Consider the following 16,038-nt stretch of genomic DNA (forward strand, 5'->3'; position numbering starts at 1 on the left):
GCTGAGTCGTTTTTCATCTCCCAACCTGTAGTTGGAGATTTCCAAACATCCCACAAAGTTTTATGAGGCGCTATGGGAAAAATTATTGGAATTGACTTAGGCACGACTAACAGTTGCGTAGCTGTGTTAGAGGGCGGTAAACCCGTCGTGATCGCCAATTCCGAGGGCGGGCGCACAACTCCGAGTATAGTAGGATTTGGCAAGGCGGGCGATCGCTTAGTAGGTCAACTAGCCAAGCGGCAAGCTGTAACTAATGCTGTAAATACTGTCTACAGCATCAAACGATTTATCGGGCGGCGGTGGGACGACACGGAAGAAGAACGATCGCGGACTCCCTATACCTGCATAAAAGGCAAAGACGATACCGTTAACGTCCAAATTCGGAACAAGGTTCACACTCCCCAAGAAATCTCGGCAATGGTACTCCAAAAGCTCAAGCAAGATGCTGAAGCTTATTTGGGACAAACTGTTACCCAAGCCGTGATTACAGTGCCAGCCTACTTCACAGACGCCCAACGGCAAGCTACCAAAGACGCCGGTACGATCGCGGGTCTAGAAGTCCTGCGGATCGTCAACGAACCGACGGCCGCAGCCCTTTCCTACGGGCTGGACAAGCAAAATATAGAACAGAAAATCTTGGTCTTTGACCTAGGTGGCGGTACTTTCGACGTTTCTATTCTTCAACTGGGAGACGGAATTTTTGAAGTCAACGCTACCTCCGGTAACAACCATCTCGGAGGAGATGACTTTGACGACTGCATAGTCCAGTGGCTCGTCGAAGCTTTCCGGACTCAAGAAGGCAGTGACCTCTCACAAGACAAAATGGCCTTGCAGCGCCTCCGAGAAGCAGCAGAAAAAGCGAAAATCGAACTCTCCAACCGGGAATCCACCTCAATCAATCTGCCCTTCATCTCTTCTGACGAGAAAGGGCCGAAGCATTTGGAAATGGAACTCTCCAAAGCTCAGTTTGAAAAACTGGTGGCTCATTTGGTGCAAGCGACGATCGATCCGGTGACTCAAGCCCTCAAAGACGCAAGTTTGACCCCCAAAGACATAGACAGGATTATTTTAGTGGGAGGCTCAACCCGGATTCCGGCAGTTCAAAAGGCAATTAGCAAGTATTTTGGGGGCGTTTCTCCCGATAAATCGGTCAATCCCGACGAAGCTGTAGCGGTAGGCGCGGCAATTCAAGCCGGGGTGTTGGGCGGTGAAGTCAAAGACTTGCTGCTGCTCGATGTGACGCCGCTCTCCCTGGGACTCGAAACCTTGGGCGGGGTATTCACCAAAGTTATCGAGCGCAATACAACTATTCCCACCAGCCGATCGCAAATGTACAGCACGGCGGCAGACGGGCAAACCTCCGTAGAAATTCACGTGCTCCAAGGCGAGCGGGCATTGGTTAAAGACAATAAAAGTCTCGGCAAGTTCCTGCTCAAAGGCATTCCCCCAGCTCCCCGCGGCGTACCTCAAATCGAAGTTACCTTTGAAATCGATGCCAACGGGATTCTCAAAGTGGCTGCTGAAGACAAGGGAACCGGAAAAGAACAAAGCATCCAAATTTCCAATACAGGCGGATTGAGCGAAACCGAAGTCGAGCGGATGCGACAAGAAGCCGAACTTTACGCCGACGAGGACATCAAGCGCGCTCTACTGGTCGAACTCAAAAATCAAGCTGACTCCCTCGTCTATAATTGTGGTGTAACTTTAAAAACCAACGCGCAACTGCTGAGTGACGAGCTCAAGGCAGAAGCGGAAACAGCCGCAGCAGCCTTGCGAGCAACGATGACTAACCCCGACATCACAGTCGAGGAACTCACGCCCGCAATCGAATCTTTCAAGCAACTGCTATACTCGCTGGGGACAGCAGTCTACGACCAAGCCCGCAGCGGGGTAGCCCCGTCAGGAGCTGTTGTTGAAAGCGAGATGATGTCAGAAGTAGAATCATCAGAACCAGAAGAGGTTAAAGCGGACGACGACAGTATTTTGCTGAAAGAAGAGCTGCTGGTGGCGCCCCAAGCTCCGCCGGAACCAAAGCCGGAACCAAAGCCGGAACCAAAGCCGGAATCAAAGGTGGCATCAAAGCCGGAATCAAAGCCGGAACCAAGGCCGGAATCAAAGCCGGAACCAAAGCCGGAACGACAGTCAAAACGACAGTCAAATCCACAGTCAAGTCCACCGTCAAATCCACCGTCAAAACAAAAACAGAAGGTTCCCGAACCAGAAGTTGATGATATGAATCCTTTCCTTTAAAACTGAAAAGCTAAAAGTTAAAAGTTAAAAATTAACAATGAGAATTTTTGATTTTTAATCTGTAATTTCAGGAAAGGTCGCCCGTTTCTTTTTCGTACACTTTTTGTTATTTACCTCCAGGCAAGCAGCTCTATGGCCGGTGATTACTATGAAATATTAGGCGTTTCTCGTAGCGCAGACAAAGAAGAAATTAAGCGTGCTTACCGCCGCCTAGCTCGCAAGTACCATCCAGATGTCAACAAAGAATCCGGTGCCGAGGAGCGGTTTAAAGAAATTAACCGCGCCTACGAGGTACTCTCAGAACCCGAAACCCGTGCCCGTTTCGACCGTTTCGGCGAAGCAGGCGTCAGCGGTGCAGGTGCACCTGGGTTCCAAGACTTTGGTGACAGCTTTGCCGATATTTTTGAAAGCTTCTTTCAGGGCTTTCAGGGAGGCGTCGGTGGCCAACAACAGCAAGGTCGCAGGCGCAGCGGGCCGGTGCGCGGAGACGATTTGCGCCTGGATTTGCGGCTGGATTTTCGGGAAGCAGTGTTTGGTGGCGAAAAAGAACTTCGCATCAAGCATTTAGAAACCTGCGAAACTTGCACCGGGACTGGCGCCAAACCGGGAACCAGACCCCAAACTTGCTCGACTTGTACCGGCAGTGGTCAAGTCCGACGCGCTACCCGCACTCCGTTCGGCAGCTTTACTCAAGTTTCAGTTTGCCCTACTTGCAACGGCACGGGGCAAGTGATTGAGGATAAGTGCGAAACTTGCGGCGGCCGAGGCCAAAAAGAAGTGATGAAAAAGCTGAAAATCACAATTCCGGCTGGGGTTGACAACGGTACTCGCTTGCGCGTTTCCAATGAAGGGGATGCCGGCAAACTGGGCGGACCGCCCGGAGATCTTTACGTGTTCTTGGCCGTAAATGAAGACCCGCTATTTAAGCGCGAGGGTACTAATGTTAGCTCGGAAGTTAAGATTAGTTATTTGCAAGCAATTTTAGGGTGCCGGTTGGAAGTGGAAACCGTAGACGGGCCGACGGAATTGTTGATTCCTAGCGGGACTCAGGCGAATACTGTTCTGACATTGGAGAAAAAAGGGGTGCCTCGGTTGGGAAATCCAGTCAGTCGCGGCGATCATTTGATTACGGTGTCTATTGACATTCCGACTAAGGTGACGGCTGAGGAACGGGAGTTGCTGATGCAGCTTGCTAAGCTGAAGGGCGATCGTACTGGTAAAGGCGGCTTGGAAGGATTTCTGGGTAATTTGTTTCAGAAATAAGCAATTTTTGACACCAATTGGTGTCAAATTTTCCTGTTTCAGGATTCCCCGGCAATTTGTTTTACTATCTGTCAAAAAATTGTGTGCAATTGCTCACAAAAAAGGCAGGTGGGGCTGTTCCTGGGGATTGCGTTTCAGCAGCGCTCAAAAAAGTGAGCGCAATAGCGCTCACTTTTTTCAGAAAGAATAATAGTCTGTTTCCAATTGGAAAGAAAATTTTAGATTCTCCAGTTTCCAGGCAACTTGTTTAAAAAAGTAAGGCTTTCAGGATTTGAGATTGCAAAAATCATTATGAATTCAACATCGAAAATTGAAAATCCCAAATCCCCAGATGCCAAAATCGATCTGCGGGGTACTCCGTGTCCTCTGAATTTTGTCCGCACTAAACTGCGCTTGGAGCAAATGGCACCGGGAGCTGTTTTGGAGGTGTGGCTGGATGCTGGGGAGCCGATCGAACAAGTGCCCGATAGTCTCAAAATGGAAGGCTACCAGATACTTGAAACGCAATTTGTCGCGGATGAGCCGGAGTCGGGCTTTTTTTCAATGAAAGTGCAGCGCCCAGAAGACAAGGAAGCAGGATGAGCCTGAATTCACCCTCGATCGTGGGTACTGTAATTGCTGTTCAGGCTAACTTCTACCAAGTGAGGTTAGATCCCGAAGTCTCCATTGACGGGAAAAAGGCTCCCCTCGCTGATTCTCCGGTTCTCCTGTGCACTCGTCGCACTCGACTGAAAAAAATTGGCCAACAGGTGATGGTGGGCGATCGCGTGGTGGTAGACGAACCCGACTGGACTGACCGCCGAGGTGCCATTTCTGAAGTCTTCCCGCGCCAAACAGAACTCAACCGCCCGCCTGTAGCTAATGCTGATCGCATTCTCCTTGTTTTTGCCCTTGCTGAACCAGACTTAGATCCCGCATCATTAACTCGGTTTTTAGTCAAGGCCGAATCTACAGGTTTAGAAGTGAGTTTGTGCCTGAACAAATGCGATTTGGTCACGCCCCAGGAGTTGGGACAGTGGCGCGATCGGCTTTCCGGCTGGGGCTACGAACCAATGTTTATCAGCGTCCGCAGCGGTGCAGGAGTTCAGGAAGCCCCCGCTAATGGTCAAAATGAAATTTTTGCCTCGGAACCGCATTTCAATGACTTAGCGGAGAAAATAGAGCCATCTCTGCTGAGTTCTGAGGATAACCCCCAAATTCCAAATTCGGTCAAGGCGTTACATCCGTTAAATCCCGTACATAGCCCGTTGCCGAACTTGCTTCTAGACCACCTGCAAGGGAAAATAACGGTAATTTGTGGCCCTTCTGGGGTTGGCAAGTCCAGCTTGATCAACCAACTGATCCCGGCCCTGAATCTGCGAGTGAACGCTGTTTCCGGCAAACTCGGCCGCGGGCGCCACACGACTCGCCACGTCGAACTATTTGAACTCCCCGGCGGCGGACTTTTGGCCGATACTCCGGGCTTTAATCAGCCGGCTCTCGAATGCGATCCCTCAGAGTTAGCGGAATATTTTCCAGAAGCGCGCCAGAGGCTGTCTTTGGGTAGCTGCCAGTTTAGCGACTGTTCGCACCGAGACGAGCCTAACTGTGTCGTGCGGGGCGGTTGGGAGCGCTATGAGTATTACTTGCAGTTTCTCGAAGAGGCGATCGTCCGCCAACAAGCTCTGCAAAACTCCAGCAGCGCCGAATCGAGTTTGAAGCAGCAAACCAAGTCGGATGGTACGCAGCATTACGAACCGAAGCTGCAAACTAAAAAATATCGCCGTTCTTCCCGCCGCGTTCAACACCAGTCACTCCAAGATATGTGTCAAGACTTAGAGGAATTGTGAGGAAGTCGCCGCCCATAGCCCGTAGGCACTAGAAAACAGTACCAAGACTTACCCAGAAACCGGGTTCCCTCGACGAAAATACTTCGTTGTACCCCGATGCCCCTTCGCAAAACCGGCGTTCTTTAGTCGCGAGTGCGTAAGTCCTGAGTACATTAATAGCTAAAATTAAATGGCCTTAGATTTGTTAAAAAAAGTAGAACAGAAGCAAAAGTTAGCGGGTACTGCAGGAGCAAAAATATTGTGAATATTCAAGAACTGTTTGAAAAAGGCGGCCCCGCCATGTGGCCCCTGTTGCTGTTATCGATTCTATCTTTGAGTACCATTATCGAGCGCTTGTGGTTTTGGGCGAGCCTCCTGAGCAAAGAAAAGCAGATAGTTAACCGCATTCTGGAAGCGGCTCGCAGCGATTGGGGGGCGGCTAACGAGATTGCCAGACAAGCTAACCGACAGCCGATCGGGCGATTTCTTTCTGCACCTCTGCGGCTCTACAATCCCGAACCAGATTTATTTCGACTCGCACTCGAAGCAGCAGCCGATGAAGAGTTGGCTTCGATGCGTCGCGGTGACAAAATCTTAGAAGCTACGATCGCTCTAGCCCCTTTGCTGGGCTTGCTGGGAACAGTTTTGGGCTTGATTAACTCGCTCAGTTCCATCCGTCTGGGCGACATCGGCACGTCGGCAACAACTGGCGTAACTTTGGGGATTAGCGAGGCGCTGATCACGACTGCTACTGGAATGATAGTAGCAATTTTTAGCTTGGCGTTTTATCGGATCTTTCAAGCTTTTTTGTTCAACCAGGCAAAAATATTTCGCAAAGCTGGAAATGAATTGGAATTGCTTTACAGGCAATACTGGCCTGCAGCTAATGCTAAGGGTCGAGCACCCGGTGCAGAATACAGCAATTCTTCTTTTGGTGCAGATGGTTTGAACAGGCGTTCTCTCAATTCTCAAGAATCGGGAGAACGGAATCGGGAGCCGAAATTGAAAGGTTCCGATCCGGCTGAAGATTCACCTTCTAATAATTAGAACCAAGGAGAACTGATGAAGATTAATCTAGATACTCCTGCTGAAGAGGCTCGGATTGAACTGGTGCCTTTAATTGACGTGATCTTTTGCATTCTGACGTTTTTTCTCCTGGCGGCTTTGCAACTGACTCGGCAGCAAGCCATTAATGTTGATTTGCCTAAAGCGAAGACAGGACAAGTACAGATGCGAGAGATGCTGATTGTCAGCATTGACGATTTCGGTCAAACTTATATCGACCAATTGCCTGTTAATTACCAACAACTCGATCGAGTTTTAAAGAGCTTCCAAAGTAAAAATCCTACGGGGTTGATGGTGCTGTACGCTCCTCAAAATGCGAGATATGCCAAAGTTGTGGAGGTTTTAGACAAATTGAGAGAGGTAGGGGGCGATCGAGTTGCCCTGGCAACTCTTCCTAGTTCGGCTTCCTCCCCATCGCCCAATACCTCGCTTCCCAATTCGGGCATTCCTGCGGCACCTGCGATCGGCAATTCCGGTCAACCTCTGCCGTCTCCTGTGCCTCCGGGGCAGCAACAGTTCAATCCCAATCAGTTTCAATCTCCTCTCCCCGCTCCCGGGCAGCAGCAGTTCAATCCCAATCAGTTTCAATCTCCTCTCCCGGCTCCACAGCAGCCTAGCAACTTTGGGACAAATCAGGGCATTCCTCCTGTTTCGCCTGCACCCGCTGCTCCCAATTTCAGACCCGGAGCGGTCACTCCACCCCAGGATGGCGGGCCATCGAATTAGTCCGAAGGAAGAAAGAAAGAAGAAGGGAGAAGGGAGAACAGACAAATTCTCCGACTCTCCCCATCTGCCCCTCTCCCCATCTTCCGCTCTGGGCCTCTCCCCCTCTCCTCCTCTTCCAATCTCCGCCTCTCCCCCTCTCCTCATCTCCCCATCTTCAGCTCTGGGCCTCTCCCCCTCTCCTCATCTCCCCATCTTCAGCTCTGGGCCTCTCCCCCTCTCCTCCTCTTCCAATCTCCGCCTCTCCGCCTCTCCTCATCTCCTCATCTCCCCATCTTCAGCTCTGGGCATCTCCCCCTCTCCTCATCTCCCCCTCTCCCGCTCTTCCGCTCTCCCCCTCGCGCAGAGAATCTCCGCCGGATTTGGTATAAAGGGCTTCAATTCTTTTGGTTCGTACTGAGCCTTTTTTCTCTTGACAAGTAGATACACTTGTATATGCCTGCGGAAGGAACTTTTGCAGACATCTCCACATCTCTATCCCTAAGTAAGTTATTTCTTAGGACAGAGGGTAATTTTGTCAAATGATTGTTACCTTTTGTAATATATACTAAAGCGATATGGGCCATCGGGCATCCCGAAACCAACCGTCGATCGCTGAAACAACTTACAAATCTGGTTAATCCAGGTGTTCACTTTTAAGTCACCTTTACTTACAGAGGAGTCAAAGTCATGAGCCAACCAGCAGAATTGTCTTTGGAACAGCAATTTAGCCTGTGTTCCTTCAAAACACAGGTAAGTGACATGAGCCGTGAACAAGCTCAGGAGTTTTTGGTCAAGCTTTACGAGCAAATGATGCTACGGGAAACCATGTACCGCCATTTTCTGAAACACCACTGGGGTTTAGAACCTAACCCAGGCGTTGAGTAACCAAGAGTCGCAGTCGGCGACCTCCGTCTCTTACTCTCTTCCCTCAAGCGGAAAGGAGTTGGGGGTGATGGGGCGTCACTCGAAGGCAGAAGCTAGAAGACGTGTGTAGAGACTTGAGGAAAATTGGACAGTTTCTTTGTGGATTTCACTCGAATTGGGGAGTCGAGCTAAGCAGTTTGTCGATCGACACCACCGGAGAGCGCAAAGACAATTTATCGCGCCTCGACTCGAAAATTAGATAACTATGAATAAAAAGTGTTAATTTTTTAACCACTTAAAATTTTTAACAAATTAAATATATTTGTGTTTATTTGCAGCGGATGAGGTTTGACAACAATGGCGCTAGTCGGACATCTGAGCGCGACCTCCGACTAGCAAAACCTTCAGTTTTCACATCAATCCCTAGAACTGGCAACTGTGGACTCTAGAAAGAGTTATTCTGGCTGACGTTCCAGAGTCGCCTCCATTGTACTCGTCAAGTAATGACCAGACATGATGCCGCTAGATTGGTAGTAGCGGTTGTCATCAACCCGGTGAAGGGTATCAAAACCCGTCCGCCGCTGGCGTTCGTCTCCCAATACCCAATAACGCTGGACGATCGACTGGGGAGCAATCCAACCTTCGCCCTCGACGCGGGCGAGTTCGCTGTGTTGGAGTACAAAAGTATACTGCCGTTCATCGCTGTTGAGGTGTCCTCGATACTGCAAAATAATCTCTTCGCGATCGCCTCCAGGAAATACGAGCTTTGTCACCATACTGAACCAATCTGTTCGGTTCCAGCTCACTAAAGTTTTGCCTTTAACCGTAATTGGCACGCCATTGCGCTCAATCCAGCTTCCTTCGAGCGTCCATTGGCCAGATTCCATTAAAAACGTGTGAGCCACAGTGCTGTTCCTATGCTTTTCCTGCTGGCTACAATGCTGGTGCAACAACGCACAGCCGTTGTCCCTCAGACTCTATGCTATCACGCCCAACTGTGCCAACAAGAGTTAATTTCTCCTAAAAGTACCGATGTCCGGGCACCAGTAACTTGAGGCAGATTGCCGGGAATGCCCCGAACCCGCCATGCGGCTAAAACCGCGAATGCGATCGCCTCTTTAAAATCTACATTCAAGCCTGCCTCAGAAGTAGTTAACACTTGCACTGGATGCAATTGAGATTGCAATCGGCGTTTTAAGTAGAGATTGTGGCTGCCGCCCCCACATAGTAAAACTCGATCGGGCATAGCCGGTAAAAAAGTTTGGTAACTGTGAACGATCGAGGCAACAGTCAGTTCTGTCAGAGTAGCCAGCACGTCAGCAGGACTGAGGTTGTAACCTTGGGCCTCGACCAAACACCTGTCAAAATAGTCTACACCAAATAGCTCTCGCCCCGTTGATTTCGGCGGTGCTTGGCGGAAGAACTCTGACGCGAGCCAATCCTCGACTAAAGCTTGACAGGGAGTGCCCGATGCTGCCCAAGCTCCACCTTCGTCGATCGTCTTAGTGCCGCCTGAGAAGTGCTGTACTGCCAAATCTAACAGGGAATTCGCCGGGCCTGTATCCCAGCCCGATATGCCATTCCCCAGACTGAAAATCTCAGACTCGTCATTGTTTTCCCCTTTTCCTCTGGCAGGGAGATAGGTAACATTGCCAATTCCCCCCAGATTTTGGATGCAGAGGCTGATGTTGGGTTCCGCCAGCAGGCAGGCATCAACTATGGACACTAAGGGTGCTCCTTGACCCCCTGCAGCAATGTCTGCAGAGCGAAAGTTACTGACAGTAGTAATTCCTGTCAATTCCGCAATTAGCGCGCCCCGCCCGAGTTGCAAGCTGTAGCCCATTAACGCACCGGCGCTGTCTTTGGGGGCTTTGCCAGCAGGTCGGTGGTAGACGGTTTGACCGTGAGAGCCGATTAATTCGGCTTTATCATATTCCGCTTGCATTGTCAATGCCGCCGTGGCAAATTCTTGGGCAATCGCATCATCTAATTGGGCTAGTTCAGCCATTGACAAAGCTGAACCACTGCAAACCGAGAGAATTTGCGATCGCAAATTAGCAGGATAAGGGAAAGTCTTGCCTGCCACCAATTGCACTTTCAAGTCTGTTTGGGAACCGACCACATCCACCAAAGCAGCATCAATGCCATCCACCGACGTGCCGCTGATCAAACCGATAACGCGGGTCATTCAATTTTAGATTTTAGATTTTAGATTTTTAGATTTTAGATAGTGGGGTGCGCTCGGGCGATCGAATATTATTTGAGGTCGATCGTCACAATCACCACAGTAATATTATCGCGTCCACCTTTCTCCTTAGCTGCTTGAATTAAAGCATTTGCAGCGCCCTCGCAGGCGCGAATCGACTTCAGAGGCGAAGCAATCAAAGGATCGGAAAGTTCTTCAGTCAAGCCATCGCTGCAGAGCAGCAAGCGATCCCCAGGCTGCACGTCCACCGGCAAAATATCTATCTCCCGCAAATCATCGCGGCCCAAACACTGGGATAAAACGTGACGCCAAGGATGAGTGCGAGCCTGGTCAGGAGTTAGAGCCTTTCTTTTCACAGCCTGAGCCACCCAAGTCTGGTCTTCAGTAATCTGCTCCAAGCGAGAGCCGTGTAGCCGATACAAGCGAGAGTCCCCGATATTAGCGCACCAGGGTCTGCCCTCATCCCTAAACATGAGAACCACAGCCGTAGTGCCCATATCTGCACGTTCCGGGTGGTCGAGCTGATCCGTCAAAATTGCTTGATTGGCAATTAAAAAAGCCTTTTCCAACAACAGCGGAGAATCCTCAGGCCCTTCCCAATGTTCGAGCAAATAAGATTGAATCGCCTGAGTCGCAATCCGGCTGGCTTCTTGGCCTCCGGCGTGTCCTCCCATTCCATCGGCCACTATGAAAAATCGCCCGTCAGAGTCTATGTAGTACGAATCCTGATTTACGGAACGAACTAGCCCTGTGTCTGTCTTACCTGCGAAAGAGCGTTTCATAGATTGGGTGATTGGACTCATCGAACTTGAAAGCTTAATTTAATGGGGTGCGATTTTTTATTCCAAAACTTAAATCCCGAACGGACTTGAAATTCTGCAGCCCGCGATCGCGAGTTTTGGAAAAATTGCACTTCCTTGACCTCATATTGTAGATCGTATGATGGTAATCCCATCTTAAAATTTCCGTAAATCTAGTAAATTAAGCAGCACCTGCCAAAAAAAACTGGATTTCTACCCAAAATTAGAGGTTTTGCTGGCGAGAAATCTAGGCAGCAACCGGGTTTTTAGTCTCAAAGCGCGTAAGTGTTGTAAATTTCAGCAATCTGTGTTCAGCCAGCCAAAACTTAACATTCGATGTCAAATTTGGGCTGGCGGGAAATTTCAAACCTGAAATTTCAAATCGCAAATTGCACAATTATGACATCCTGTCTAAACGATCGATCCGCTTGAACAAACGCAGCATAGCAAACCCTGCACCCGCCGCCAGCACTGCCACAGCGACAGCCGGCCAGACTTGATTGCTGACAAACAAAATTGTCGCCGACAAAGTAAAAGCACTCATCAGCAAAGCATAATTCGTTCCCATTTGAGCGCTGCTCATGCGACGGAGCAAGCGCTCTGTTTCGGCAGAACGGACGCGAATCCGCAAATCTCCCTGTTCGAGTTTATCAATAGTCTCCTCAATCCGGCGGGGCAAACCCAAAGCACTCGAACTCACCTGAGCCGCCTGACGACCGATTTCGTTAAAAATGCTGCTACTTGTATCATGGCCATTTCCATTAGTCATAAGCTGCATGGCAAAAGGTTGTGCCACCTCCATAAAGTTGAACTCGGGATCTAAACCTCGGCCCACCCCTTCGATTGTGGAAAAAGCTCGCATTACAAAAGTAAAAGTAGCTGGGAAGCGAAAAGGTTGGTTGTAGGCAATATCGTAAAGGTCGTCCGTAATCGCGCTCACAGACTGATTTTCAAAAGGCTTGTCCATGAAATTGTCCAGCATATACTGGATGCTGCGGCGCACCGGACTCATATCACCCGTAGGCACCAAAGCTCCCAAATTGATCAGAGAATCCATAATCCGCTGTCCATCCTTGGAAGCAATGCCGTAGAGCGTCTCCATCAGTCCTTCGCGGACGTTCGACTGGATTTGCCCCATCATGCCAAAATCATAGAAAATCAGACAACCGTCAGCACTAACAGCGATGTTGCCGGGGTGTGGGTCAGCGTGGAAAAAGCCGTCGTTGAGCAACTGGCGCAAATAAGCTTTTGCCCCCAACTGAGCGATTAATTTACGATCGATACCGGCAGCTTCCAAGGCTTCGTAGTGGCTGATTTTAATCCCTGGCAGGTATTCCAAAGTCAGCACTCGCGGAGCCGCGTACCGCCAATAAACCCTCGGCACCCGCACCCAGTCACAGTTGCTAAAATTGCGGCGAAAAGTATCAGCATTGCGGCCTTCATGGAGATAGTCAATTTCCAGCCACAGAATGCGACAGCATTCCTCATAAATCCCCATCCAATCTCGGCCGCGGCCCCACTTAGGATGGTTTTGAAAGTAACGGGCAATTCCCTTAAGAATTTGCAAATCGATCTCGAACAGCTTCCGCAGTCCCGGTCGCTGCACCTTAACCACCACTTCCGGGCCCGAATGCAGTTGAGCTTTGTGTACCTGACCCAGACTTGCAGCGGCCAGGGGCACCGGGTCAAAGCTGCGGTAGAGTTCTTGAACTGTCTTGCCCAAATCTTGCTCAACAATTACCTCTAACTGCTCGTAGCTGAAAGCAGGCACTTTATCTTGCAGCTTAGAAAGTTCCTCGACAAACTCTGCCGGGAACAAGTCGGCGCGGGTAGAAAATAACTGCCCAACTTTAATGAAAGTTGGCCCCAAATCCAAGAGTGTTTCTCGAACCCACATAGCTTGAAAGCGGCGTCTGGCAACTTTCTTTTCTTCAGTCACGCCTCCCCAGTAGCTCCAATTTTTGCTGTCGAGCCAGAGGGAAGCCAGCCAGAGCAAGACAAAGGCCCAAATGTCGAAGAAGCGCCGCTTCCGGGAATATTTTTCGCGGTTCCAGCGATAAGCTTTACTTTTGTAGGATTTACTAGCAGTTTTTGGCTCATCGGCTTCGCCAGTGGGCTTGGGGGAGCGCTGGCGATTAACAGAGTCATCAAGGAGAGCAGACACTTGGGTTCCCAAATTGCTTATTTTATGTTGTTGCTTTGATTGAAAGTAGGAGCGCAGGAGCGCAAAGCAATGCGCTCACGTAGTAAATAATAGTTGCGATCGAAATTGAGCGCTAGGGCAAACTGCTGCGGTAGCGCTGCAATTCCGATCGCACCAGAGCCACTTCGGCGCGCAGCTCGTCAATAGTCGCTTGCAAATCTGCAGGATGGATGTCTTGAATGGTAGTGGTGCTTGCAGTGCCAGTTCTGGTCTGCATCGCCTCATCCGAAGCTCGATTTGCCCGTTCCACAACTCGATCGGTGAACTGTCGCAGGCGTTCTCTTTGTTCTGCGTCAAATTTGCCGAGTTCAGAGAAAGCGTTGGTTGCCGCGCTTTCTAATTGCTCGTACAGTGCTTCGGCAAGTGCTCTGCCTACAAAAAAAGCATGAACTGGGGGTTTACTCATAAAAAATCTCTGTGCGCTTCCGCAACAAATTATAACTTGCTTGTCCCCCATGATGCTTGCTCCCAAAGGAAGGAAGTTTGGGGGAATTGACACTCGCACCCCGAGTGTCGGGGATGGGATTGTTGAGAGTTAGAACAGTCTAAGGCGCCACGGCTTAGCCCAAAAGCCTCGCTTACACTTGCTCAAATTCGAGGTTGGGGTTGCTTTGTACCAAAATATTTGCAGCTTGGCAGTATTAATACGCGACATCACACCACCTTAGCGCCCCCCACATATTCTAACATAATTTAAATCAAAATAGAAAACAGTCCTGCATTTTTTGGCGGGCATTTGGATTGCAGAGGGAATAGGAAATATTCGATAAACTTAGAGGGCGACTGTTGGAATTTTCAGCTTCGACGGAAGTTTTTGGAAGATAGTGGTTAGCTAGGTAGGGCCTTATTATCTAAACTAATGAGCAGATATTTGCTGACTCATAAAACCAAGTATTTGTCCGGACTTTGAACCAACAAAAACCATACTAATTTGTCGCAGGTTCGGGAAAAGGCATCGTGGGATCTGCCACAGGAGGTGGCGAATCAGGTGCGATCGAACTATCTGAATTGTTGCCACTGGGACTTGGTATCGCAGGATCAGGCGATCGCTCGATGGGCGAGGCTATTACTGGCGGCGCGGATTCCGACGGCGGCAAGGTTTCAGCGCTAGCACTCTCAGGGGCAGGCGGGGCGGGCGCGGCGGGCGGTTCTGCAGGCAGGGGCGCAACTTCTGGTACTGGTGCGGCTTCTGGTTGGGGATCTGGCTCGATTTCGGTTTGAGGCTCTGGAATGGGGGACTCAGAAGGCTCCTGTGCGGGTTCGGGCGTCGGCGATGGCTCAGGTTCCGGTTCGGGTTCTGGGGCGGGAGTTTCCTGGCTTTGAGACTCAGAAGGTACGGCGCTAGTTTCTGAGGGATCTTCGCTCTGTTCGGGAATGTTGGTGCTGTCTAAGGGGGGTTTGGGGCGCTTGTTGAGTTCGATCGGATAGAGAGGGCTGCTTTCGACAGACGGCTGCCCAAACATCGGCCCTGACAAATCGCGGGATTTGAGCAAATCTTCCAGAGATGGGAAGGATTCAATTTTGGGACGATTGCTGAGACTGGTGCTGTTGTAGTGCCATGCTAGGTCAAAACCCATCCAGCCTGCAATTGCAGCCGTTACGACAAACGCTAGAAAAGTCAACTGCGGCGGGGGAGGTGCGGGCAATCTTAGACTTTGCTTGCCTTTTCTTTTTACTGATACTCGCTCTGTTTCTTGCAGCATGGTGAGCCAATTTTCGACTGTCTGAGGGCGGTTTTGGGGGTCGATTTCGAGTCCCTGAAGGATGGCTCGCTCGATTCCTGGGCTGAGGTTGGGCTGAAATTGCCGTAACTCAGTCAAGGGAATGCGATCGCGCAGGGGTGCTGCTACGGGCGCCACGCCGGAGAGTAAGTAGTAGAGGGTGGCTGCGATCGCGTAGATGTCAGTGGCCGGTGTACATTTACCGTCATAGAGGTATTGTTCGATCGGCGCGTACCCGGGGGAGAGCAAGTTAGTGTGGGTTTGTTTGGTGCCGGCGGTAAAGCCGCGGGGAATTCCGAAATCTATTAACATTACTACGTGAGAATCGGCTCGCCGGATAATATTTTCTGGCTTGATATCTCCGTGCAGCAATCCGCTGTGGTGAACTGTACTTACGGCTGAGGCTATTTGCCGAATATAGTGCAGGGCCTGGGGTTCTGGCAGCGGCTGATCGGTTTCGACTATTTGGGCGAGAGTTTGGCCCGGAATGTAGTCCATTGCAATAAAAGACTGTCCGGCTTCTTCAAAAAAGTCAATTACCCTGACTATGTTGGGATGCTGACACCGCGAGCGGCGTTGGGCTTCGGCAATAAACTGCTGCTGAAATTGGGCAGATTCTGGGTGTTGGCGCAGACTTTCGTTGAGGGTTTTGAGTACGACGGTTTGGTTTAAATGGGTGTGGATAGCTCGGTAAGTGATGCCGAACCCTCCTATCCCTAAAGTCGCGTTAATTTTGTATTTGCCCTGTTGCAGGACTGTTGCTGGCGCTAAGTTCATCTTCAGTTGATGCCGTTTCCCAAACTATGCTACCGCCTTTGGGTTATTTCGCAGAGTTAGGGGTGAGGTTTGAGCGATCGGCGCCCTAGTTTTAGCTTTAGCTCTGCTATATCTTTAATCTTGGCATCCCCACGTCATTTTATCTGTCGTAGGTATTGTGAAAATTAACGCTCCGGCTTTCCAATAATAAAAATCCCGCTCTTGTGGAACGGGAAAGCCATCAGGGTGCATCTATAATATCTGATCTGACTCTAACTTATGGGGGGTACAACCCCTCATTGCTTTAACAAGTCTTTAAAATTAGTCGATTTTTGTAAAAATTTAGGTTTTATGTTGACTTATAATCAATTTTATGGGATTGAAGATTGCCGCATCG

13 protein-coding genes are annotated in these 16,038 nt (G+C 50.0%); 7 read left to right on the plus strand and 6 right to left on the minus strand.

Translation table 11 applies throughout. The features are described 5' to 3' along the window. Positions 1-72: 72 nt before the first annotated feature. The 7 genes from dnaK to QUB25_RS03275 all read left to right on the plus strand — a co-directional run bounded on the left by dnaK (position 73) and on the right by QUB25_RS03275 (position 7,976). Complete coding sequence (gene dnaK / locus QUB25_RS03245) at positions 73-2,250, plus strand: molecular chaperone DnaK (RefSeq protein WP_333181989.1); 2,178 nt, start codon at positions 73-75, stop codon at positions 2,248-2,250. A 132-nt stretch (positions 2,251-2,382) separates the two neighbouring features. Then, positions 2,383-3,513, plus strand: a complete 1,131-nt coding sequence (gene dnaJ / locus QUB25_RS03250) for a molecular chaperone DnaJ (RefSeq protein WP_333181990.1) — start codon at positions 2,383-2,385, stop codon at positions 3,511-3,513. A 291-nt stretch (positions 3,514-3,804) separates the two neighbouring features. Beyond that, positions 3,805-4,095, plus strand: coding sequence for a sulfurtransferase TusA family protein (locus tag QUB25_RS03255; RefSeq protein ID WP_333042225.1), 291 nt, complete (start codon positions 3,805-3,807; stop codon positions 4,093-4,095). Then, complete coding sequence (gene rsgA, locus QUB25_RS03260) at positions 4,092-5,342, plus strand: ribosome small subunit-dependent GTPase A (protein ID WP_333181991.1); 1,251 nt, start codon at positions 4,092-4,094, stop codon at positions 5,340-5,342. The genes QUB25_RS03255 and rsgA overlap by 4 nt, the downstream gene beginning before the upstream one ends. Before the next feature lie 240 nt (positions 5,343-5,582). Further along, complete coding sequence (locus QUB25_RS03265) at positions 5,583-6,368, plus strand: MotA/TolQ/ExbB proton channel family protein (RefSeq protein ID WP_333042229.1); 786 nt, start codon at positions 5,583-5,585, stop codon at positions 6,366-6,368. 15 nt (positions 6,369-6,383) lie between these two features. Next, positions 6,384-7,112 (plus strand): biopolymer transporter ExbD, encoded by a 729-nt coding sequence (locus tag QUB25_RS03270; RefSeq protein ID WP_333064228.1) that lies wholly within the window; start codon positions 6,384-6,386, stop codon positions 7,110-7,112. A gap of 666 nt (positions 7,113-7,778) precedes the next feature. Further along, positions 7,779-7,976 (plus strand): NblA/ycf18 family protein, encoded by a 198-nt coding sequence (locus QUB25_RS03275; RefSeq protein ID WP_006635253.1) that lies wholly within the window; start codon positions 7,779-7,781, stop codon positions 7,974-7,976. A 434-nt stretch (positions 7,977-8,410) separates the two neighbouring features. Here the strand turns inward: QUB25_RS03275 and QUB25_RS03280 are convergent, their stop codons facing one another. From QUB25_RS03280 to QUB25_RS03305, 6 genes are all read right to left on the minus strand, one after another. After that, entirely contained in the window at positions 8,411-8,842 is a 432-nt protein-coding gene (locus tag QUB25_RS03280) for a hypothetical protein (RefSeq protein WP_445251926.1), read from the minus strand. A 98-nt stretch (positions 8,843-8,940) separates the two neighbouring features. Beyond that, positions 8,941-10,143 (minus strand): anhydro-N-acetylmuramic acid kinase, encoded by a 1,203-nt coding sequence (locus QUB25_RS03285; RefSeq protein WP_333181992.1) that lies wholly within the window; start codon positions 10,141-10,143, stop codon positions 8,941-8,943. Between the two features lie 68 nt (positions 10,144-10,211). After that, on the minus strand, positions 10,212-10,943 hold the full coding sequence (locus QUB25_RS03290) for a PP2C family serine/threonine-protein phosphatase (RefSeq protein WP_333085120.1): 732 nt from the start codon (positions 10,941-10,943) through the stop codon (positions 10,212-10,214). 415 nt (positions 10,944-11,358) lie between these two features. Then, positions 11,359-13,125: an AarF/ABC1/UbiB kinase family protein gene (locus QUB25_RS03295; RefSeq protein ID WP_333181993.1), complete on the minus strand. Its 1,767-nt coding sequence runs from the start codon at positions 13,123-13,125 to the stop codon at positions 11,359-11,361. Between the two features lie 112 nt (positions 13,126-13,237). Further along, positions 13,238-13,570 carry a DUF6825 family protein gene (locus QUB25_RS03300; protein WP_190660406.1) on the minus strand — a complete coding sequence of 111 codons (333 nt, stop codon included), beginning with the start codon at positions 13,568-13,570 and terminating at the stop codon, positions 13,238-13,240. 520 nt (positions 13,571-14,090) lie between these two features. Beyond that, the gene (locus QUB25_RS03305; RefSeq protein WP_333181994.1) at positions 14,091-15,662 is read right to left on the minus strand and encodes a serine/threonine-protein kinase; all 1,572 of its coding nucleotides are present in this window, start codon (positions 15,660-15,662) and stop codon (positions 14,091-14,093) included. Positions 15,663-16,038: the final 376 nt, after the last annotated feature.

Source organism: Microcoleus sp. B3-D7 (genome assembly GCF_036705305.1).
Lineage (GTDB): Bacteria > Cyanobacteriota > Cyanobacteriia > Cyanobacteriales > Microcoleaceae > Microcoleus.